At 72.7% G+C, this 19426-nt stretch carries 19 protein-coding genes; 9 read left to right on the plus strand and 10 right to left on the minus strand.

The window, feature by feature from the left end; genetic code table 11:
• Window positions 1-6: 6 nt before the first annotated feature.
• From ABLE53_RS14620 to ABLE53_RS14630, 3 genes are all read left to right on the plus strand, one after another.
• Complete coding sequence (locus ABLE53_RS14620) at window positions 7-288, plus strand: FmdB family zinc ribbon protein (protein ID WP_348859701.1); 282 nt, start codon at window positions 7-9, stop codon at window positions 286-288.
• A 40-nt stretch (window positions 289-328) separates the two neighbouring features.
• Window positions 329-1588, plus strand: coding sequence for a formamidase (fmdA, locus tag ABLE53_RS14625; RefSeq protein ID WP_348859702.1), 1260 nt, complete (start codon window positions 329-331; stop codon window positions 1586-1588).
• A 69-nt stretch (window positions 1589-1657) separates the two neighbouring features.
• Entirely contained in the window at window positions 1658-1939 is a 282-nt protein-coding gene (locus ABLE53_RS14630) for a Fe-S cluster assembly protein HesB (RefSeq protein WP_348859703.1), read from the plus strand.
• 33 nt (window positions 1940-1972) lie between these two features.
• Here ABLE53_RS14630 and ABLE53_RS14635 read toward each other — a convergent pair whose 3' ends face one another.
• From ABLE53_RS14635 to ABLE53_RS14660, 6 genes are all read right to left on the minus strand, one after another.
• Entirely contained in the window at window positions 1973-2455 is a 483-nt protein-coding gene (locus ABLE53_RS14635) for a GNAT family N-acetyltransferase (protein WP_348859704.1), read from the minus strand.
• Window positions 2452-3240 carry a metallophosphoesterase family protein gene (locus ABLE53_RS14640; RefSeq protein ID WP_348859705.1) on the minus strand — a complete coding sequence of 263 codons (789 nt, stop codon included), beginning with the start codon at window positions 3238-3240 and terminating at the stop codon, window positions 2452-2454. Before ABLE53_RS14640 ends, ABLE53_RS14635 begins: the two co-directional genes overlap by 4 nt.
• A complete protein-coding gene (locus tag ABLE53_RS14645) occupies window positions 3216-3878 on the minus strand; it encodes a DedA family protein (protein ID WP_348859706.1) in 663 nt (220 codons plus the stop codon). The genes ABLE53_RS14640 and ABLE53_RS14645 overlap by 25 nt, the downstream gene beginning before the upstream one ends.
• A gap of 78 nt (window positions 3879-3956) precedes the next feature.
• A complete protein-coding gene (locus tag ABLE53_RS14650; RefSeq protein ID WP_348859707.1) occupies window positions 3957-4355 on the minus strand; it encodes an MmcQ/YjbR family DNA-binding protein in 399 nt (132 codons plus the stop codon).
• 8 nt (window positions 4356-4363) lie between these two features.
• Window positions 4364-5239 carry an LLM class F420-dependent oxidoreductase gene (locus tag ABLE53_RS14655; protein ID WP_348859708.1) on the minus strand — a complete coding sequence of 292 codons (876 nt, stop codon included), beginning with the start codon at window positions 5237-5239 and terminating at the stop codon, window positions 4364-4366.
• Between the two features lie 13 nt (window positions 5240-5252).
• Window positions 5253-6131: an LLM class F420-dependent oxidoreductase gene (locus ABLE53_RS14660; RefSeq protein ID WP_348859709.1), complete on the minus strand. Its 879-nt coding sequence runs from the start codon at window positions 6129-6131 to the stop codon at window positions 5253-5255.
• 82 nt (window positions 6132-6213) lie between these two features.
• Between ABLE53_RS14660 and ABLE53_RS14665 the strand changes: the two genes are divergently transcribed.
• On the plus strand, window positions 6214-6936 hold the full coding sequence (locus ABLE53_RS14665) for a peptidylprolyl isomerase (protein ID WP_348859710.1): 723 nt from the start codon (window positions 6214-6216) through the stop codon (window positions 6934-6936).
• 32 nt (window positions 6937-6968) lie between these two features.
• On the opposite strand, the gene soxR is transcribed toward ABLE53_RS14665, so the two are convergent.
• Window positions 6969-7451 carry a redox-sensitive transcriptional activator SoxR gene (soxR, locus tag ABLE53_RS14670; RefSeq protein WP_348859711.1) on the minus strand — a complete coding sequence of 161 codons (483 nt, stop codon included), beginning with the start codon at window positions 7449-7451 and terminating at the stop codon, window positions 6969-6971.
• Between the two features lie 70 nt (window positions 7452-7521).
• On the opposite strand from soxR, the gene ABLE53_RS14675 reads away from it, so the two are divergent.
• Both ABLE53_RS14675 and ABLE53_RS14680 read left to right on the plus strand, forming a co-directional pair.
• Complete coding sequence (locus ABLE53_RS14675; RefSeq protein ID WP_348859712.1) at window positions 7522-8220, plus strand: SDR family NAD(P)-dependent oxidoreductase; 699 nt, start codon at window positions 7522-7524, stop codon at window positions 8218-8220.
• A complete protein-coding gene (locus ABLE53_RS14680; protein WP_348859713.1) occupies window positions 8217-9287 on the plus strand; it encodes an S-adenosylmethionine:tRNA ribosyltransferase-isomerase in 1071 nt (356 codons plus the stop codon). Before ABLE53_RS14675 ends, ABLE53_RS14680 begins: the two co-directional genes overlap by 4 nt.
• A gap of 114 nt (window positions 9288-9401) precedes the next feature.
• Here ABLE53_RS14680 and ABLE53_RS14685 read toward each other — a convergent pair whose 3' ends face one another.
• Window positions 9402-9872 carry an OsmC family protein gene (locus ABLE53_RS14685; protein ID WP_348859714.1) on the minus strand — a complete coding sequence of 157 codons (471 nt, stop codon included), beginning with the start codon at window positions 9870-9872 and terminating at the stop codon, window positions 9402-9404.
• 44 nt (window positions 9873-9916) lie between these two features.
• On the minus strand, window positions 9917-11731 hold the full coding sequence (locus ABLE53_RS14690; RefSeq protein ID WP_348859715.1) for a SpoIVB peptidase S55 domain-containing protein: 1815 nt from the start codon (window positions 11729-11731) through the stop codon (window positions 9917-9919).
• Window positions 11732-11865: 134 nt separating this feature from the next.
• On the opposite strand from ABLE53_RS14690, the gene pepN reads away from it, so the two are divergent.
• The gene (gene pepN / locus ABLE53_RS14695; protein WP_348859716.1) at window positions 11866-14337 is read left to right on the plus strand and encodes an aminopeptidase N; all 2472 of its coding nucleotides are present in this window, start codon (window positions 11866-11868) and stop codon (window positions 14335-14337) included.
• Here the strand turns inward: pepN and ABLE53_RS14700 are convergent.
• A complete protein-coding gene (locus ABLE53_RS14700; RefSeq protein WP_348859717.1) occupies window positions 14334-15200 on the minus strand; it encodes an alpha/beta fold hydrolase in 867 nt (288 codons plus the stop codon). The two genes, pepN and ABLE53_RS14700, sit on opposite strands and share 4 nt — an antisense overlap.
• A gap of 77 nt (window positions 15201-15277) precedes the next feature.
• Here ABLE53_RS14700 and ABLE53_RS14705 point away from each other — a divergent pair, with 77 nt between their 5' ends.
• Together ABLE53_RS14705 and ABLE53_RS14710 are read left to right on the plus strand one after the other, a co-directional pair.
• Entirely contained in the window at window positions 15278-16483 is a 1206-nt protein-coding gene (locus ABLE53_RS14705; protein ID WP_348859718.1) for an exonuclease SbcCD subunit D, read from the plus strand.
• Window positions 16483-19413: an AAA family ATPase gene (locus tag ABLE53_RS14710; RefSeq protein WP_348859719.1), complete on the plus strand. Its 2931-nt coding sequence runs from the start codon at window positions 16483-16485 to the stop codon at window positions 19411-19413. Before ABLE53_RS14705 ends, ABLE53_RS14710 begins: the two co-directional genes overlap by 1 nt.
• The last annotated feature ends 13 nt before the right edge of the window (window positions 19414-19426 follow it).

The following is a 19426-nucleotide window of genomic DNA, read 5'->3' on the forward strand; positions in this document are numbered from 1 at the left end:
TGCACGATGGCGACCTACGTCTACCGCTGCCGGTCCCACGGCGACTTCGACGTACGCCGCCCGCTGGGGCAGGCCTCCTCCGCGGAGGCCTGCCCCCGGTGCGCGGCGAGCGCGCGACGGGTCTTCACCGCGCCGCGTCTGTCCGCACAGCCGTCCGCCGTGACCGAGGCGTACGACGCGGCCGCCGCCAGCTCCGAGCGGCCGGCTGTCGTCAGCGCACCGCCCCGCCGGCGTACGCCATCGGCAGGCACGCCGAACCCGGCCACCAGCCGGCTCCCCCGCCCCTGAGCGGAACCGCCGCCCGACCCCGAAGCGTTCTAGGAGCACCATGCCCGAGCTCGTCTTCCCGCTCGACTCCGCACGACCCTTCACCGACCAGAAGCTGCTCGGCCACAACCGGTGGCACCCCGACATCCCGCCGGTGGTGACCCTCCGGCCCGGCGACTCCTTCCGGGTGCACTGCCGGGAGTGGTTCGACGGCGCGATCGTCAACGACGACTCCGCCGACGACATCCGGGACGCGCCGCTCGACTCCGTCCACGTGCTGAGCGGTCCGTTCGCAGTCGAGGGCGCCGAGCCCGGCGACCTGCTGATCGTCGACATCCTCGACGTCGGCCCGATCCCGCAGGAGGACGAGGGTCCGCTGGCCGGCCAGGGCTGGGGTTACACCGGCATCTTCCCGACCGACAACGGCGGCGGCTTCCTGACCGAGCAGTTCCCGGACGCCTACAAGGCGATCTGGGACTTCTCCGGCCAGAAGGCGACCTCGCGGCACGTGCCCGGCGTGACGTTCACCGGCATCGTCCACCCCGGCCTGATGGGGACCGCACCCTCCCACCAGCTGCTGACCAGGTGGAACGCTCGCGAGGGCGCGCTCCGCGCGACCGACCCGCAGCGGGTGCCGCCGCTCGCCCTCCCGCCGGAGCCGAAGGACGCCATCCTCGGCGGCCTCACCGGCGAGGCCTACGACAAGGCGGCGGCCGAGGCGGCGCGCACAGCTCCCCCACGCGAGAACGGCGGCAACCAGGACATCAAGAACCTCACCAAGGGGTCGCGGGTCTTCTACCCGGTCTTCGTCCCGGGCGCCAACCTGTCGATGGGCGACCTGCACTTCTCCCAGGGCGACGGCGAGATCACCTTCTGCGGCGCCATCGAGATGGGCGGCTTCATCGACCTCCACGTCGACCTGATCAAGGGCGGCATGGAGACGTACGGCGTCTCCGAGAACGCGATCTTCATGCCGGGCAACACCGACCCGCAGTACTCCGAGTGGCTCGCGTTCTCCGGGACGTCGGTCACGCTGGACGGCGAGCAGCGGTATCTCGACTCGCACCTCGCCTACCAGCGCGCCTGCCTCCACGCGATCGACTACCTGACGAAGTTCGGCTACAGCCCCGAGCAGGCCTACCTCCTGCTCGGGGCTGCACCGATCGAGGGGCGGCTCTCCGGCGTGGTCGACATCCCCAACGCGTGCGCGACGGTCTACCTCCCGACGGCGATCTTCGACTTCGACGTACGCCCGGGGCCGGGCGGGCCGGTCCAGATCGACCCGGGCATGGGGGCGCCCCACTCGCCGATGGCGGGCTGAGGCGTACGCCGGGAGAAAAAGTCGGGCCGGCACCCGCATGAGCCACGGACGGATCGGACACCGGCTTCTATGCTCACTCTCACCGAGAACGCCACGACCATCATCAACAACCTGGTGAACCAGCCGGGCACGCCGGAGGGCAGCGGCCTGCGGATCACCTCCGACTCGCCGGAGCCGGGTCTGGCCGTCACGACCGCCACCGCCGCCCAGCCGGGCGACCAGGTGGTCGAGCAGCAGGGGGCGACCGTCTACCTCGACGAGACCGCGGCGACCCTGCTCGACGACAAGGTGCTCGACGCCTCGCTCACCCAGGAGGGCAAGGTCGAGTTCGCGATCGGCCAGCAGGGCTGACCGCACAGCCCAGACCCCAGCGGAGCTCACGCCTCACAGCGTGAGCTCCATGAAGACGCTGTGGGGGTCCGGGCGGTAGTCGCCGAACGGCGGCCGCTCGACGAACCCATGGCGCGCATAGAGTCGGCGTGCGGGAGCGAAGTAGTCCTCGACGCCGGTCTCCAGCATTACCTGCTCGGCACCGCGCGCCCGCGCGGTGCCGAGCAGATGCATCAGCACGGCCGAACCCACGCCCCGACCGCGCGCGCCGGCGGCCGTACGCATCGACTTCAGCTCCACGACGCCGTCGCCCAGGTCCTTGAGCGCGCCGCAAGCGCGCAGCTCCGCGTCGCCGCCACAGCCCTCCCATGCCGACCAGAACTCGATCCCGGGGCCGCGCAGGGCGTCGAGGTCCAGCGCGTGGACCGACTCGGCCGGTGACGTGGCGTACATGTCCTCCAGATGCTCCTCGAGAAGCCGGTGGACCTCCGGCCTGGTCAGGTCGTCGACCTCGAAACGCAGCGTGCCGGCCGTCATCGCGGCCGGCGGTGGTAGTCGGGCGCCTCGCCGGCCCGCAGGTTGCCGCGGTAGACGCCGTCGCGGATCTCCACGGTGTAGCCGTCGAGCTCCGGCATCCCGACCGACGCGGCGTACGCCAGCTCGGACTGCCAGTCGTAGGGCACCCGCACCCACTGGATCGAGAAGGGCGCGTCGGCCTCGCCGTCCATGACTCCCTCGAGGATCACGTAAACGGGCGTCGGGTCGCCCATGCAGTTGCCGACGCTGCCGGTGTTGAAGACGGTACGGCGCTCGCGGTCGGTCTCGTAGTAGGGATCGTGGGTGTCGGCGTACCCGACGACGTCCGGCTCCGGCCTGTCGAACCCGGTGGCCGGCGTGTTGCGGAACAGCCCGAGGAACTCGGCCTCGTCGTGGTCGAACCGTACCCGTCGGTGCACGGTCTCCTCCGAGGCGTGGAAGAGCCGGATCCGGCGTCCGCTCATCCGGAAGTTGTGGCAGAACGGCAGCGACCGCAGCCAGTCCCCCTGTCCGGGGCCGAGCTGCGCGAGCCACCACTGCAGCGACTGGTTGTCGAACTCGCGGGCGGGATGGGGCAGGAAGTCGTCCCAGTTGCCGAGGATGTTGACCTCGCATCGCTCGCGGCACAGCTCCACCACCTCGCGGCCGCGCGGCCCCTTCCCGACGTAGTCGCCGAGGTTGAAGATCCGGGTGATGCCGCGTGCGTCGATGTCGGCCAGCACCGCCTCGAGGGCGGTCAGGTTGCCGTGGACGTCCGAGATCAGCGCGATGCGCTCGAGGGCCATGGCGGAAGGCTAGCGACAGCGCGCGGGCGGTGGGATCGGCGGCGCGTCCAGCGCAGCGCGACGACCGCGGCGACGAGCGCGGCGAGGACCGCAAGCCCGCCGAGGGAGAAGAGGTGGACGACGTGCTGCCAGTTCCGCCCGGCCAGGATCCCGGCGGCGACGACCGTGCTCACCCACGCGACACCGCCGGCCAGGTTCGCGATCGCGAACGTCCGGTAGCGGACACCGGACATCCCCGCGACGCCGGGCACGACGACCCGCAGCGCGGCCGTCCAGCGGCCGAGGAACACCGCCGACGCTCCGCGGCGTCGCACCAGGTCGAGGGCTCGCTCCAGGTAACGGCTCGGCAGCACCCGGGCGAGCCGGCCGGAGCGCGAGGAGGCGAGCAGCACGGGGCCGGCGCGCCGCCCCACGGCGTACCCCACCGTGTCGCCCAGCACGGCGCCCAGGACGCCGAGGACGAGGACGGCGACGGCCGGCAGCCGGCCCTGCCCGGCCAGGACGCCGCCCACGACGAGCGCCGTCTCACCGGGGAAGACGAATCCGACGAAGGCCGACGACTCCAGTGCCGGGAGGAGGAAGGCCGCGCCGAGGACCAGCCAGGGCGGGAGGGCGAGCAGGTGCTCCGCGAGGTTCATGGCGGCGACGCTAGGTCGCCGACCTGTCGGCAGCCTGACGCGTGCCGGGGCTGGTCCGGACGGCTGCGTCCGGACCGGCTACTGACCGAGCTCGCGCTCGGCGAGGAACTCCCGCGCCAGCCGCTTGGGCGCGCGCAGCAGCCAGGCCTCGGTGACGATCTCCTCGAGCTCGTCGAGGTCGACCGCCTCGAGCCTGACCAGCACCGCCGGGTAGCCGTCGAAGTGCGGGATCGTGAAGTAGATGTCCGGCTCCGACGCGATCCGCGCCTGCTTGTCGCCCTCGTCCTCGACGCGTACGCCGAGGATCTCGCCGTGCGGCGCCGCGTCGCCGAGGGCGGCCAGGTCCGTCTTGTGCAGCGGACGCTCCCAGACGAAGCCCTTGTCGCGGACCCGCCACATCTCGTGGCCCCAGGACAGCTTCGAGGTCACCTCGGGCAGCGCCTCGGCGATCCGGCGTACGTCCTCGAGGGTGGCCATCGGGACCGTCACAGCTCCTTGAGGCGCGGCACCACGTCGTCGCAGACGCGCTCGGTCCAGGCGACCGGGTCGTCGCCCGTCGGCGTCGTGGTGAACACGGTGAAGCCGAGCTTCGCGAACTCCTCCGCCTGCGCGAGGAAGGTGTCGGGGTCGGCGCCCGGGTCCGCGCTGCCGATGCCGCCGACGGTCTTCTCGATGCTGTCGTAGTCGCGCCCGACGTCGTCGCAGTGCCGGCGTAGCACCTCGAGCTTGTGCTTGATCCCCTCGAGCCCCTCGCGGGCGAAGAGGTGACAGGCGTCGGCGTACTGCGCCACGAGGCGGAGCGTCTTGCGCTCCCCTCCCCCGCCCACCAGCAGCGGGATGGTCCCGCGCACGGGCGGCGGCACGTTGGCGGTCTCCTTCAGCTGGTAGTGCTTGCCGTCGAACGGCCCGTCGTCGTCGGACCACATCTGCCGGCAGACGAGGATCGCCTCCTCGAGCCGCTCGAAGCGGTCCGCGAGCGGCGGGAAGGGTACGCCGAGGCCGGCATGCTCACGGTCGTACCACGCCGCGCCGATGCCCAGCATCGCGCGCCCCTTCGAGAGCACGTCGAGCGTCGTCACGATCTTGGCGAGCAGACCCGGGTAGCGGTAGGTCACGCCCGTGACCAACATGCTCAGTCGGACGTTGCTGGTGACCTGGGAGAGGGCGCCCAGGGTGGTGTAGCCCTCCAGCATCGGCTCGGCCGGGCCGCCGCGGACCTCCATCTGGAACCAGTGGTCCATGACCGTCAGGAGGTCGACGCCGCCCTGGTCGGCGATCCGCGCGGTCGAGACCAGAGTGTCGGTCAGGTCGTTGCGCCAGCCGGGGTAGGAGAAGTTCGAGTAGTGGATGCCGAGGTCCATGGGGGCAACCTACTCAGATCTCGTTCATCCTGGGCCGTACGTCGGTCACGATCCGGGTCGCCCACGGCACGGGGTCGACGTAGCGCGGCGGCATCAGCGACGCGAGGGTGATCCCGAGCGCGGCGTACGCCTCCATGTCCTTGAGGAAGGCGTCGGCGTCGTCGGTCGGGCCCTGGTAGAGGATCGTCTTCTCGATTGCGTCGTAGTCGGTGCCGAGCCGCTCGCAGTGCTCGCGGAGCACCTCGAGCTTGTGGCGCACCGTGTCGACGCCGTCCTGGCCGGGACCGCCGAAGAGGTTGCAGGCCTGGGCGTACTGCGCGACCAGCCGGAGCGTCTTGCGCTCGCCACCGCCGCCGATGAGGATCGGGACGGTGCCGTTCACCGGCCTGGGCAGGCAGATCGTCTCGGCGAGCTGATAGTGCTTGCCGTCGTACGCCCCGTCGTGGTCGGACCACATCTGGCCACAGATCTGGAGCGTCTCCTCGAGCCGCTCGAAGCGCTCGGCGGTGGACGGGAAGGGTACGCCGAGGCCGGCGTGCTCGCGGTCGTACCAGGCGGCGCCGATGCCCAGCATCGCGCGTCCCTTCGAGAGGACGTCAAGGGTGGTGACCGTCTTGGCGAGCAGGCCGGGGTAGCGGTAGGTCACGCCGGTGACGAGCAGGCTGAGGCGGACGTTGTCGGTGATGCCGGCCAGGTAGCCGAGGGAGGTGTAGCCCTCCAGCATCGGCTCGTACGGTCCGCCCGCGTGGAGCATCTGGAACCAGTGGTCCATCACGGTCAGGAGGCTCACGCCGCCCTCGTCGGCGACCCGTGCGGTCTCGGTGAAGCGGTCGGTGAGGGTGGACTCCCACTCGGGGTGGGTGAAGGTGAAGTAGTGCAGGCCGAGGTCCATGCCCACGACGCTAGGCCCTGGAGTGCGCTCCAAGGCAAGCCCGATCAGTCGGCGCTCAGGGACGCGACCTACGATGCGCGCCATGCTCTCCCGCGCCCTCACGCTCGCGGCCGCCGCCGCGCTCCTGCTCTCCCTCGCCGCCTGCGGCTCCGACGACGACACCGCGAGCGACAGCAGCGCGAGCAACAGCAGCGCGACCGGCAGCGCAAGTGCCTCAGCCGGCGCCAACGAGGCGGCGGGCACGTGCTCGTATCCCTCCGACGGCACCACCGCGGCCAAGCAGGTCGACACCCCGCCCTCGACGCCGACCGAGTCCGGGAAGGTCGCGGCGACGATGGCCACCACGATCGGCGACCTGAAGCTGACCCTGGACGCCGACAAGGCGCCGTGCACGGTCAACTCGTTCGTCTCCCTGGCGAAGCAGGGCTTCTTCGACGACACCCGTTGCCACCGACTGACCACAGCGGCCTCCGGTATCTCGGTGCTGCAGTGCGGCGACCCGACGGGCACGGGATCCGGCGGGCCGGGGTACTCCTTCGCCGACGAGCTGAACGGCAAGGAGCACTACGGCAAGGGCGTCCTCGCGATGGCGAACGCCGGTCCGGACACCAACGGCTCGCAGTTCTTCCTCGTGTACGCCGACTCCAGCTATCTCGACCAGCAGCCGAACTACACCATCTTCGGCACCATCGACCCCGCGAGCGTGAAGCTCATCGCGAAGGCGGCCAGCGCCGGTGTCGCAGGTGGCGGCTCCGACGGTGCACCGAAGACGAAGGTCGAGATCCGCAAGGTCACCGTCCGCTAGGCGCCTGCCGTCAGGCCTGTCTCAGGCCTGTCTCAGGCCTGTCGCGGGCCACGCCGTGGCGGCTCGCGGCGCAGCAGCCGCGGGAGATACGCCGCCCCCTCGCCGCGGGCGGCAGCGGCGTCACCGGGGTTGCTGATGCCGCAGTGCTTGAGCGACAGGCAGCCGCAGCCGATGCAGCTGTCCAGGCCGTCCCGCAGGCGCTGGAGCGCCACGATCTGCTCGTCCAGCCGCGAGCGCCAGTGTCGTGAGATGCGGTGCCAGTCGGACTTCGTCGGCGTGCGCTCGGCCGGCAGCGTCGCCAGCTCCTCGCGGATCTCCTCCAGCGACAGCCCGACGTTGCTCGCCGCCCGGATGAACGCCAGCCGGCGCAGCACGCTCCGCTCGAAGGTCCGCTGCCCGCCGGTCGAGCGCTCGGCGCTGATCAGCCCCTGCGCCTCGTAGTAGCGCAGCGCCGAGGCGGCGAAGCCGCTCCGCTTCGCCACCTCCCCCATCGTCAGCCGGTCGTGCGGGTCCACCGGATCTCCTCCGAAGAAAAATCTGTCGAGGCCTTGACCTCAAGTTCACTTCAACTTGAAGGCTAGCCGCATGACCACACGAAGTGAAGCCCCCGTGGCCCTGGTGACCGGCGGATCCGCCGGCCTGGGGCTCGCGCTCGTCACCGCGCTGTCGGCCGACGGCTGGACCGTCGTCACCGACGCGCGCGGCGAGGCGACCCTCGCCTCGGCCACCGCACCCCTCCCCCGCGTCACGGCCGTCGCCGGCGATGTCCGCTCGGCCCGCCACCAGGCGGAGCTCGCCGAGTCCGTGCTGGCCCTGGGCCGACTGGACCTGCTCGTGCACAACGCGAGCGACCTCGGCCCGATGGAGCAGCTGCCCGACGTCGTACCCCCGGCGTTCCGGGAGGTGCTCGCCGTCAACGTCCTGGCCCCCCTCGAGCTGACCCAGCGTCTCCTCCCGCTGCTGCGCGAGTCGCGCGGGACGCTCGTCGGGATCTCGAGCGACGCGGCCGTGGAGCACTACCCGGCGTGGGGGACGTACGGCGCCAGCAAGGCGGCACTCGACCACGTGATCCTCACGCTCGGCGCAGAGACCGGCCTGACGGCGTACGCGGTGGACCCCGGCGACATGCGCACCGCGATGCACCAGCGCGCCTTCCCGGGCGAGGACATCTCCGACCGGCCGCTCCCGGAGACGGTCGTCCCGCACCTACTCGCGCTGCTACGTAGCGGGCTGCCGAGCGGGCGCTACCGGGCGGCCGACGTGCTCGCGGGGGTGGCCCGATGACTCTCCTCACCGAGCACCCGGGCGTGGACTTCCCGGCGCCCGCCGACACCACTGCGCCGGCACCGGCGGAGTGGCGCGGGTACGCACGCGACGAGGTCAGGATGCTGGTGGCCCGCCCGGACGGCGTCGACCATGCGCGGTTCCGCGACCTGCCCGACCACCTCGAGCGCGGCGACCTGCTCGTCGTCAACGACTCGGCCACCGATCCCCGCCAGCTCGACGCGACGCTGCTCGGCCGCGGACCCGTCGTACTCCACCTCGCTCAGCTGCTGCGTCGCGGAGACTGGGCCGTCGAGATCCGTACGGCGCCGGACGCCTCCCGCGCGATCCTCGACGCCGAGCCCGGCGACGTGCTCGACGCCCAGGGACTGCGCGTGTCCCTCACCGCGCCGTACCCGCAGCGGGCGTCCTCGCCCACCGGCCGCGGCAACCGGCTGTGGCGCGCGCACGTCGTCGGTGACGTCGGCTCCACGCTCCGGGAGCACGGCCGCCCGATCGCGTACGGCTATCTCGACCGGCGCTACCCGCTGGAGGCGTACCAGACCGTCTTCGGCCACCGCCCGGGCAGCGCCGAGATGCCGTCGGCGGCCAGGCCGTTCACCCCGGAGCTGGTGACGGCCCTGGTCTCCCGCGGCATCCAGATCGCGCCGGTGACGCTGCACACCGGCGTCTCCTCGCAGGAGGCCGGCGAGGCGCCCGCCCCGGAGTGGTTCGAGGTCACCGCGACCACCGCGCGGCTCGCGCGCGAGACGAAGATCGCCGGCGGCCGGATCGTCGCCGTCGGCACCACGGCCACGCGGGCTCTCGAGTCGGCCATCACCCGCCGCGGCAGGCGCGGGGCCACCGTGCGCGCCGCCCGCGGGTGGACGGACCGGGTCGTCACCCCGGCACAGCCGCCGCTCGTCGTGGACGGCCTCATCACCGGCTGGCACGATCCGCAGGCCTCCCACCTGCTCCTCGTCGAGGCAGTGGCGGGGCGCATCCTCACCCAGACGGCGTACGACGCCGCTGTCGCGGCCGGCTACCTGTGGCACGAGTTCGGCGACTCGGCGCTGCTCCTGCCCTGACCGTCGAATCGGGGGTTCGGACCTGTTGAGTCGGGGGTTCGGACCGACCGGCCGGACCACAACTCCCGACTCGACCGGTCACAACTCCCGACTCGACCGGTCACAACTCCCGACTCAACCGAGGGTGCCGGCGGCGTACGAGACGGGCTCGCCGAGGGTGACGGTGCGGCCGACGGTGCAGAGCCGGTTCTGGCTGCGCTCGATGGCGCTGGGCAGGATCTCCCGGGCGGCGTCGCCGCCCTCGCCCTCGGGGAAGGTGGCGTCGAAGGTGACCGAGATGTCGACGACGTGGTTGCCGTTCTCGTCGCGGATCTTGGTGCCCTGCGCCCGCGCCGCGAAGGTGGCGAAGGGCGCCCGCTTGCCGGTGATGAAGTCGATGTCGAGCGCGCCGCAGCCGGCGAGCGCCGCCAGCAGCAGCTCGACCGGCGTGAAGTCCGGGTCGTCCCCGTGGCCGATGGTGATCGACCCGCCCCTGGCGTTGGTGGCCGTGAAGCGGTGCTCGCCGATCTTGGCCAGGTCGACCGACCGGAGGTCCGGTGCGCTGGGCTTGTGCCCGGGGGTCACCCCGGGATTGGACACTGTCATGTCCCCAGCGTGCCAGACCTCCGGCCGGCGCCTGAGCAGGGCCGTCAGCGGATCCGGAACGGCACGTCGACGTAGCCGTAGACGACGTGGTCGAGGCCGCCGAGCTTCACCGTCTTGTTGACCGGGTCGACGCCCTTCCTGCGGACGGTGGTGTGGACCCGGACCGCGTCGTTGCGGACCTTGCCGTCGACCGCCTTCTTGGCCTGGGCGAAGGTGTTGGCGCTGTAGATGTCGCTGTAGAGCTCAGCGCCGCCGGTCGCCTCCATGTCGCCGGTCGCGCCCTTCAGCCGGTACGGCGCCCAGACCTTCGTCTTCGCGTAGCGGGTGCCGCCGGCGCCCGTGATCACGAACCGCACGACCGCGTGCTTGCCGGCCTGCACCGACACCGGGCTCTTCCGGGTCACCTTGACCCACTTCCCGCCGACGTACTGCTCGACACGGGAGACCGACGTGGTCTGCTTGTGGTCGTCGAGCTTCGTGCTGGTCGTGACCGAGGTGACCTTGACCCCCGACAGCTGGCTCAGCACGTAGGTGAGGTCGCCGATGTCCCAGCTGGAGTCGTAGGAGATGTCGTACGACGAGGCGTACCGGTCCGTGTGGGTGAGCGTGAACGCCTTCCCGGCGGCCGTGCCCTTGACCGTGTAGGTGACCAGCGCGCCGCCGGGGATGACCGCGTCGAGCGCGGCGTCGTTCATCGCCGTCGTCTCGCCGAAGGCGCCGTCGGCGTAGTAGTCGGCGACCGAGGAGTAGCTCTTGCCGCTGTGCGCCTTCCCGCCGTCGTACGAGGAGCTCGCGCTGAACGTCGCCGTGGCGGGCAGCTTGCCCACCGGGCCGGCGATGCCGGTGAAGCCGTCGCGGTTGATCGTGCCGGCGATGCCACCGAGGTTGGCGACCTTGAACGGCGCGTACGGGTCCTCCTGGACGTACAGGGTGTCGGCGGTCAGCAGCGCCATCGCGGTCTTGCCCACCGCGGCCATCGGGTGGCCGAAGGCGACCAGCGAGCCCTTGCAGACGGCCGTCACGGTGCCGACGCCGCCCTCCACCACGTCGCCCCAGACGACGGCTGCCCCGACGTTGCCACCCGGGACGAGCGTGTCCGGGCCGGGCGCGGCGGCAGCCTTGGCGACACCGCCGGTCTTCCCGCTCGAGAGGAAGTGGCCGAGGAACTTGTGGTCGGCCTTGGCGCCCTTGGCCCCGGTCGCGCGTCCGTGCTGCCGGGCGGCGCTGATGCCGGGCGAGGGCGTGCCGAGCTGCCGGAACTGGTCCGCCTGCGCGGTGGACACGCCGGCCGCGTCGGCGATCTTGGCCTGCAGCTTCTTGCTGTCCACGTCGACCTTCTTGGGCGCGGCAAGCGGGGAGTCGGCCGCTGCGCCGCCGCCGGGGAGGTACTTCTGCATCGCCGAGTACGGCGTGATCCCGGCGACCGGCGACGGGCCGCTCGCCAGGCCGTACGCGACGGCCCCGATCAGGCGCCCGTCGGCGTCGTAGACGGGCGAGCCGGACATGCCCTCCCAGATCCCGCCGGCCTTGTCGATGGCCGTGGAGTGGAGCTCCATGATGATCATGTCGGTGCCGGGCTGGATGCCGTCGTCCAGGATGCCCGTGACCGTCCCCGTGAACTCCTCGGGCGTCGTGCCCTTCGAGACCGTGAGGCCGTGGACGGCCTCGTCCGGGGTGATGCTGGACGCAGGAGCGGCCGTCGGGCACTGAGCCGCGGCGTCTGCACCGGCGGTGTCGGCCGCGTGGGCCGCCGACGGCAGGGCGAGACCCGTCATCGTGAGCACGGCAGCGGATGCGAGCCCGAGAAGCGGGCGCCTCCGAGACTGGCGTACGAGAGCGGGTGAAGTGGTGCTGATCATGGGATCGCTCCTCGGATGTGGTGTGCGTGTCGTCACGCGTCGAACGCGGAGTATGACGGCCCGGAAGGCCCCGCGGTTGCAGAACAGAGGAACCAGATGCGGCCCGGTCCGGACACCCGCATAGCCTGTGCCTCGTGACAGCGGTCCGGAGCCCCAGCAAGAGCATCACCAGAGCCGAAGCAGAGGAGCGCCGGGCGCTCCTCGACGTCAGGGCGTACGACGTCCGTCTGGACCTCGCCTCGAGCGAGTCCACGTTCCGCTCGGTGACGACGATCCGGTTCCGCTCCCGCGGCGGCCCGGCCTTCCTGGACCTCAAGCCGGCCTCGGTCGCGAGCATCCGGCTCAACGGCACCGAGCTCAGCGCCGACGCGCTCGACCGCGGCCGGGTCCCGCTGGAGACCGTCGCCGGCGACAACGAGGTCGTCGTCGACGCGACGATGCGGTTCCGCAACGACGGCGAGGGGCTGCACCGCTCCGTCGACCCGGCCGACGGCCGGCACTACGTCTACGCAATGTCGTTCATGGAGGCGGCGCCGAGCATCTTCGCCTGCTTCGACCAGCCCGACCTCAAGGCGCCGTACACCCTCCACGTCACGGCGCCCACCGACTGGGTCGTGGTCGGCAACGCGCCGGGCGAGGAGGTCGAGCCCGGGGTCTGGGAGTTCCAGGAGTCGCCGCCGCTGTCGACGTACTTCGTCACGCTCGTCGCCGGTCCCTACCACCTCGTCACCGACGAGCACGACGGCATCCCGCTCGGCCTCTCGGCGCGGGCGAGCGTGGCCGCCGACCTCGACAAGGACGCCGACGAGCTGTTCACCCTGACGCGGCAGTGCTTCGACGAGTTCCACCGGCTCTTCGGGATCCGCTACCCGTTCGGGAACTACCACCAGGCGTTCGTGCCGGAGTTCAACGCCGGGGCGATGGAGAACCCCGGCTGCGTCACCTTCCGCGACCGGCTGGTCTTCACCTCCCGGGTGACCCGGGGGCTCCGGATCGGGCGCGCGACCACCGTGGCGCACGAGATGGCCCACCAGTGGTTCGGCAACCTGGTGACGCCGGTCTGGTGGGACGACCTGTGGCTCAACGAGTCGTTCGCCGAGTACATGGGCAACCGGGTGACCGCCGACGTGACGGAGTACGCCGACGCGTGGACCGACCTCTCCTACGCCCGGCGGCAGTGGGGCCTGAGCGCCGACAGCCGGTCCTCCACGCACCCGGTCGCCGGCAACGGCGCCACGGACGCCGCCACCGCGCTGCAGAACTTCGACGGCATCTCGTACGCCAAGGGATCGGCGATCCTCAAGCAGCTCGACGCCGCGCTCGGGGACGACGTCTTCTTCGCCGGCGTGGTCGACCACTTCACCAAGGCGCGGTTCGGGAACGCCACGATGCACGACCTGTTCGGCAGCTGGCAGAGGGCCGCCGACACCGCCGGCTCAGCCGTCGACCTGGCCGACTTCACCAGCAACTGGCTGCTCACCGCGGGCCCCGACGTGATCACCTTCGACCGCTCCGCGGGGATCATCCGCCGGCAGCCGCCTCGCGACCACCCCGCCGAGCGATCGCACACCTTCCGCGTGGCCGTGCACGACGAGGGCGCCTGGCGGATCGAGCCGGTGACGGTCAGCGGCCCGGAGACGCCGTACGACCCACCCGCCGGGGCCGTCCTGCTCGATCCGTACGACGACACCTGGGCGGTCCTCGAGCCCGACGCCGACACGGTCGAGGCGCTCAAGACGCTGCTGCCCGACGTCACCGACCCGGGCCTGCGCGCGGGGGTCTGGAACAACCTGCGCAGCGCGTTCTCCGACGCGGCCGTCTCCCCGGCCGACGTCGTCGACATCGCCTGCGCGAGCCTCCCGATCGAGGACACCGAGGAGAGCCCACGGCGTACCCGCGCCTGGCTGTTCGGCTGGGTCGTCCCGCTCGCCCCGAAGGGGTCGCTGGAGAGGCTCCACGCCGCGGCGCTCGACCGCCTCGCTGCCCAGGAGCCGGGCTCGGAGCTGCAGCTGGCGGCGTTCCGCACGGCCGTCACGAGCTCCACCAGCGTCGAGGAGCTGCGCGGCTGGCTCGCGGCGACACCCGAGGGCATCGAGCTCGACGTCGCGCTGCGCTGGCAGGTCCTCAACCGGCTCGCGACGCTCGGAGGGATCGACCGGGCCGGGCTGCGCGCGGCGTTCGACGCCGAGCCGACCGCGGAGGCGCGCATCCGCCTCACCTCCGCGCTGTGCTCCATCCCGGACGCCGAGGCCAAGGCATACGCCTGGTCCGTCTTCACCGGCGAGACCGACCTTCCCAACTACGAGGTCGAGGCGGCGGCGGCCGGGATGTGGCGCGGCGGCCAGGAGGAGCTCACCGCGCCGTACGTCGAGCGCTACTTCGCCGACCTGCCGGGCACCGTCGCCGTACGCTCGGGGTGGGTGCTCGGAGACGCCACCGAGGACTTCTTCCCGTCACGCTCGGTGTCGGAGGAGACCCTCGCCGCGGCGCGGATGCTCGTCGCCGACCCGGACCTCGACAACGCCGTACGCCGGCGGCTGGTGGACTGTGCCGACGACCTCGCCCGGAAGCTGGCGATCAGGCGGGCCTACCCGACCGGTCGCTAGGCATCCAGGGCGGACAGCGCACTCAGGATCTCCTCGGCGAGCACCCCGGGGTACTCCACCGGTGCGAAGTGGCCGACACCGTCCACCGGCCTGAGCCGGACGGCGGCGAAGTACGTCGCGAGCCGGTCGGACCAGGCCCGCGGGAAGAGCGGGTCGTGCTCGGGCCACAGCACGGTGGTCGGCGTGGCGACCACGGCGGGCGTGGCGCTCTCCTCGGCGACGGAGACGGCGACCGCTCCGGCGCCGGCGCGGTACCACGCGATCGAGGCGGTGAACGCGCCCGGACGTGCATACGTCTCGACGAGGTGGTCGAGGCGGTCCTGCTCGACCTGGTGGTCCGGGCCCGACCAGTGCTCCCAGAAGTGGGCCAGATAGGTCCTGACCGCCTCCGGGTCGCCGTCGACGAGCCGATCGGCGAGAGGCAGCTGGTGGAACGGCTGGTACCAGAACTCGCGCTGTGCCTCGGGGGTCAGGATCCTGGTGCCGATGCCCGGGAGCGGCGGCGCGACGACGAGGTGGCCGACGAGCTCGGGCCGGGACTGCGCGAGCGCCTGGGCGATCCGGCTCCCGATGTCGTAGCCCGCCACGACCGGCCGCACGAGGCCGAGCTCCTCGATGAGCCCGGCGACGCTGCGGGCCTGCGCGGGGGCGGCGTACGCGTCGGCGGCGTGCGGCTCGTGCCGGTCCGACGCGCCGAACCCGCGCAGGTCGGGGACGACGACGTCCGCGCGCGCGGTCAGCAGCGGGACGAGCCGGTCGAAGTCGGTCCGGTCGCCGGGCCAGCCATGCAGCAGCACGACCGGCGGGCCCTCGCCGGCGCGGTCGTAGGCGAGCCGGAATCCGTCGACGGGCCTGGTCTCCATGCTTCGAACGTAGCGGTCCACAGGTGCTGCGGGGTGTCGGGCGGAAACTGTCGGCGCAGGCTCCTAGCGTTCGTGGCATGCGGATCCTGCACACCTCCGACTGGCACCTCGGCCGGTCCTTCCACCGGGAGGGCATGCTGAGCCACCAGGCGGCGTTCGTCGACCATCTCCTCTCCGTCGTGGAGCAGGAGAGCGTCGACCTCGTGCTGGTCTCCGGTGACGTCTACGATCGCGCCCTCCCCCAGGTCGACGCCGTCCGCCTCGCCTCGGAGGCACTCGCCCGGCTGGCCGCCTCGCGGGCGAAGGTGGTGCTGACCAGCGGCAACCACGACTCCGCCCACCGCCTCGGGTTCGGGTCGGAGCTCATCGACGCAGCCGGGGTCTTCATCCGCACCGACCTCGCCGGCGTCGGCACGCCCGTCGTGCTGGAGGACGAGCACGGCCCCGTGGCGGTCCACGGGCTGCCCTATCTCGACCCGGACGCCGTGAAGGAGTCCTGGCAGCTGACCACGCGGTCCCACCAGGCGGCGCTCACCGAGGCGATGGCGCGGGTGCGCACGGACCAGGAACGTCGCGGCGGACGCACGGTGGTGATGGCGCACGCGTTCGTGACCGGCGCCGAGCCGAGCGACTCCGAGCGCGACATCAGCGTCGGCGGGGTCTCGATGGTGCCGGCCAGCGTTTTCGCCGAGACGACGTACGCCGCGCTGGGCCACCTGCACGGCCGCCAGACGATCACGGAGTCGGTGCGCTACAGCGGGTCTCCACTGGCCTACTCCTTCTCCGAGGAGCGCCACGTCAAGGGCTCCTGGCTGGTCGACCTCGACGCCAGCGGCGTGGCCGCCGTCGAGTTCGTGGAGGCGCCGGTCCCGCGGCGGTTGGCACGGCTGCGCGGCGACCTCGACACGCTGCTCACCGACCCGACCCTGGCGGATCACGAGGACTCCTGGGTCCAGGCGACGCTCACCGACGCGGTGCGGCCGGTGCAGGCGATGGAGCGGCTGCGCCGCCGGTTCCCCCACACGCTCGTCCTGGGCTTCGAGTCGACCGCTGCCGTCGTCGGCGGCATGGCCCTCCCGGGCGACCGTCCGCGGCGCGACCGCGACCTGGTCAAGGAGTTCCTCACCGAGCTGCGCGGCAGCGCCCCGGAGTCGGCCGAGGCGGCGCTGCTCGACGAGGCCGTCGACGCGTGCTGCGAGGATCCCGAGGTCGACGCCCTCGACAGCGGCCGGGGCCTCGCCCGGGAGACCGCCGAGGCGGAGTTCGCGGAGGTGCTCTTCTGATGCGTCTCCACCACCTGGAGGCGACCGCCTTCGGCCCCTTCGCCGGGACCGTCTCCGTCGACTTCGACCGTCTCTCCGCGGCAGGCCTCTTCCTGCTCTCCGGCCCGACCGGCGCTGGGAAGACGAGCGTGCTGGACGCGGTCTGCTTCGCGCTGTACGGCGACGTCCCCGGCGACCGCGCCACGGCGAAGCGGCTGCGCTGCGACCAGGCCGCGCCCGACCTCCCCTCGAAGGTCATGCTGGAGGCGACGCTGGCCGGTCGACGGTTCCGCATCACCCGGTCGCCCGCCTGGGAAAGGCCCAAGAAGCGCGGCAGCGGCACGACCACGCAGCAGGCGTCCGTGGTGCTCCAGGAGCGGCGCGACGGCGGCTGGCAGACCCTCTCCACCCGGCTCGACGAGGCGGGCCACCTCGTGAGCGGACTGCTCGGCATGACGCTCACCCAGTTCACCCAGGTGGCCATGCTGCCGCAGGGGCGATTCCAGGCGTTCCTGCGGGCCAGGTCCGAGGAGCGCAAGGAGCTGCTGCAGAGGCTCTTCCGCACCGAGCGGTTCACCGACGTCGAGCGCTGGCTGCGCGACCGCCGGACCGAGCTGCGCCGACGCTCCGAGACCGTCCACCAGGAGGTCGCCGACGTCGTCAGCCGGGTCAGCGAGGCCACCGGCTCGCCGCTGCCCGACGACTGGGACCTCCACGACCTGACCCTGCCGGCCGCCGAGGGCGCTCTGGAGCGCTGGGTCGAGGAGCTCGCCGACGCCGCCCGAGGCGAGCAGGAGAGCGCCGCCGCGGCGGCGTCGACCGCGCTGGCCGACGAGACCGCCGCGCGTGCCGAGCTCGAGGAGGCGCGCGCCTTTGCGCAGCGCCGCGCCCGGGTGGAGGCGGCCGCCGCCGAGCGCGCCGACCTCGTCGCGGGTGCCGAGGATCACGAGCTCGCCGTCGCAGCGGTCGAGGCGGCCGGTCGGGCGGCGGCGGTCGTGCCCGTCCACGGGCTGGCCGAGCGCGCCAGGGCGGCCCGCGCAGAAGCGGTCGCCGATGCCCCGGACGACACCGACCTCTCCTCGGCCAGGGGGCTGGTCGCCGCGCTGACCGAGCGGCTCGCCCACGCCCGCGCCCAGCTCCCCCGCCAGGATCGGCTCCGCGCCGTGGCGAAGGAGCTCTCGGCGACCGCCGAGGAGCGGGCCGAGCTCACCGAGAAGGCCGCCTCCCTCGAGGAGCGCCGCGCCGCCCTGCCTGCCGAGATCGCCCGGCTCCGCGCCGCCCTCGACGACGCCCGGGAGGCCCGCACCGCGGTCCCCGCCCTCCAGAGCCGGCTCGACGCCCATGCGACGGTCGAGGAGCTGTCCGCCGAGCTCACCCAGGCGCGCACGCTCCACGACCAGGCCCGGGAGACAGCCATCATGCTGCGCGAGCGGGCGCTCGACGTACGCCAGGCGAGGCTGGAGGGCATCGCCGCCGAGCTCGCCGGTGCCCTCGTCGTCGGGTCCAGCTGCCCGGTCTGCGGGTCGGCCGACCACCCCCACAAGGCGACCCCGGCCGACGGTGCTCCGGACGCCGCGGCCGAGAAGGCCGCCCAGAGGGCCGCCGACGACGCCAGCGCCGAGGAACACGCTCGGGCCGGCCACGTCCGCGATCTGACCACCCGGCTCGAGCTCGCCCGCCGCCAGCTCGGCGAGGACTCCGACGTCACCACGCTGGAGGAGGACCTCGACCGGCTCTCGTCCCTGGCCGCGCGGGTGCCCGAGCTCGAGGAGTCCGTCGCGGCCGGCGAGCGGGAGCTGGAGGAGCTGACCGCCCGGGTTGCCGCCGCGGGGGCGCGGGTCGCGGAGCTCGAGGCGTCGCTGCGCCACCTCACGGTGGAGCGCGACCGGCTCGCCGAGTCGCTCGGGTCGACCCTGGCCGGCACCGGCGCGCCCGACGTTCCCACCCTCGTCGGCGACCTCGAGGACGAGCTCGCCGCCGCGCGAGAGGCGGTCGACCGGCTCCAGGCGCTCCATCAGGCGACCACCGCGCTCGCGGAGGCCGACCGGGCACTGGCAGCCGCGTGCGAGCGGGCCGGCTTCGCCGACGCCGAGGCGGCCGTGGCAGCCGCCCTCGAGCCCGAGGTGCTCGACGATCTCACGGCCACGATCAAGCACCACGACCGCCGCCTCGCCGCGGTCGGCGCCGTCCTCGCCGAGCCCGGCGCGGAGGAGGTGCTCGCTGCCCCGGTCCCCGACGTCGACGCTCTCGCCGGTGCCCACCGCCGCGCCCTCGACGCCCTGGGCGCGGCGCAGGCGGCCGTCTCCCGCGCGGTGTCCCGGCTCGCCCGCATCACCGCGCTGCAGTCGGAGCTGGCCGAGCGCGTCGCCGCCTGGGGTCCGCTCCGCGGCGAACTCGAGCTGGCCACCCGGCTCGCGTCGTTCGCCGAGGGCAAGAGCAGCGACAACAGGCTCCAGATGTCACTGTCGGCCTACGTCGTCGCCTACCGGCTCACCCAGGTCGTGGCCGCCGCCAACGAGCGGCTCGCGGTGATGAGCGACCAGCGGTACTCCCTCGAGCACTCCGCCGCGCGCGGCGCTGGTGACCGCCGCGGCGGCCTGGCCCTGCTGGTGCGCGACGACTGGTCGGGAGAGTCCCGCGACCCGGCCACCCTGTCGGGCGGCGAGACGTTCGTCGTCTCGCTCGCGCTCGCGCTGGGCCTGGCCGACGTGATCATGCAGGAGGCCGGCGGCGCCATGCTCGAGACGCTCTTCGTCGACGAGGGCTTCGGCTCCCTCGACGCCGACACCCTCGACGACGTGCTCGACGTCCTCGACGGTCTCCGCGACGGCGGCCGCGTCGTCGGCGTCGTGAGCCACGTCGCCGAGATGCGCGACCGGATCCCCACCCGGCTGGTCGTCACCAAGCAGCGCGCCGGCTCGACGCTGCGTGTCGAGGGTGCGCCGCGCTGACTTCTACTAGGTT

The sequence above is a fragment of the Nocardioides asiaticus genome, assembly GCF_040049175.1.
Classification (GTDB): domain Bacteria; phylum Actinomycetota; class Actinomycetes; order Propionibacteriales; family Nocardioidaceae; genus Nocardioides; species Nocardioides cheoyonin.

Bases quoted from the DNA above. Each gene is read 5' to 3' on its own strand.
- ABLE53_RS14685 (WP_348859714.1), bottom strand. From the start codon at position 9,872: ATGACAGTGTCCAATCCCGGGGTGACCCCCGGGCACAAGCCCAGCGCA.
- ABLE53_RS14620 (WP_348859701.1), top strand. From the start codon at position 7: ATGGCGACCTACGTCTACCGCTGCCGGTCCCACGGCGACTTCGACGTA.
- ABLE53_RS14655 (WP_348859708.1), bottom strand. From the start codon at position 5,239: ATGGACCTCGGCATCCACTACTCGAACTTCTCCTACCCCGGCTGGCGC.
- ABLE53_RS14705 (WP_348859718.1), top strand. From the start codon at position 15,278: ATGCGGATCCTGCACACCTCCGACTGGCACCTCGGCCGGTCCTTCCAC.
- ABLE53_RS14660 (WP_348859709.1), bottom strand. From the start codon at position 6,131: ATGGACCTCGGCCTGCACTACTTCACCTTCACCCACCCCGAGTGGGAG.
- ABLE53_RS14690 (WP_348859715.1), bottom strand. From the start codon at position 11,731: ATGATCAGCACCACTTCACCCGCTCTCGTACGCCAGTCTCGGAGGCGC.
- fmdA (WP_348859702.1), top strand. From the start codon at position 329: ATGCCCGAGCTCGTCTTCCCGCTCGACTCCGCACGACCCTTCACCGAC.
- ABLE53_RS14640 (WP_348859705.1), bottom strand. From the start codon at position 3,240: ATGGCCCTCGAGCGCATCGCGCTGATCTCGGACGTCCACGGCAACCTG.
- ABLE53_RS14630 (WP_348859703.1), top strand. From the start codon at position 1,658: ATGCTCACTCTCACCGAGAACGCCACGACCATCATCAACAACCTGGTG.
- ABLE53_RS14675 (WP_348859712.1), top strand. From the start codon at position 7,522: ATGACCACACGAAGTGAAGCCCCCGTGGCCCTGGTGACCGGCGGATCC.
- ABLE53_RS14700 (WP_348859717.1), bottom strand. From the start codon at position 15,200: ATGGAGACCAGGCCCGTCGACGGATTCCGGCTCGCCTACGACCGCGCC.
- ABLE53_RS14665 (WP_348859710.1), top strand. From the start codon at position 6,214: ATGCTCTCCCGCGCCCTCACGCTCGCGGCCGCCGCCGCGCTCCTGCTC.
- ABLE53_RS14635 (WP_348859704.1), bottom strand. From the start codon at position 2,455: ATGACGGCCGGCACGCTGCGTTTCGAGGTCGACGACCTGACCAGGCCG.
- ABLE53_RS14680 (WP_348859713.1), top strand. From the start codon at position 8,217: ATGACTCTCCTCACCGAGCACCCGGGCGTGGACTTCCCGGCGCCCGCC.
- ABLE53_RS14645 (WP_348859706.1), bottom strand. From the start codon at position 3,878: ATGAACCTCGCGGAGCACCTGCTCGCCCTCCCGCCCTGGCTGGTCCTC.
- ABLE53_RS14650 (WP_348859707.1), bottom strand. From the start codon at position 4,355: ATGGCCACCCTCGAGGACGTACGCCGGATCGCCGAGGCGCTGCCCGAG.
- ABLE53_RS14710 (WP_348859719.1), top strand. From the start codon at position 16,483: ATGCGTCTCCACCACCTGGAGGCGACCGCCTTCGGCCCCTTCGCCGGG.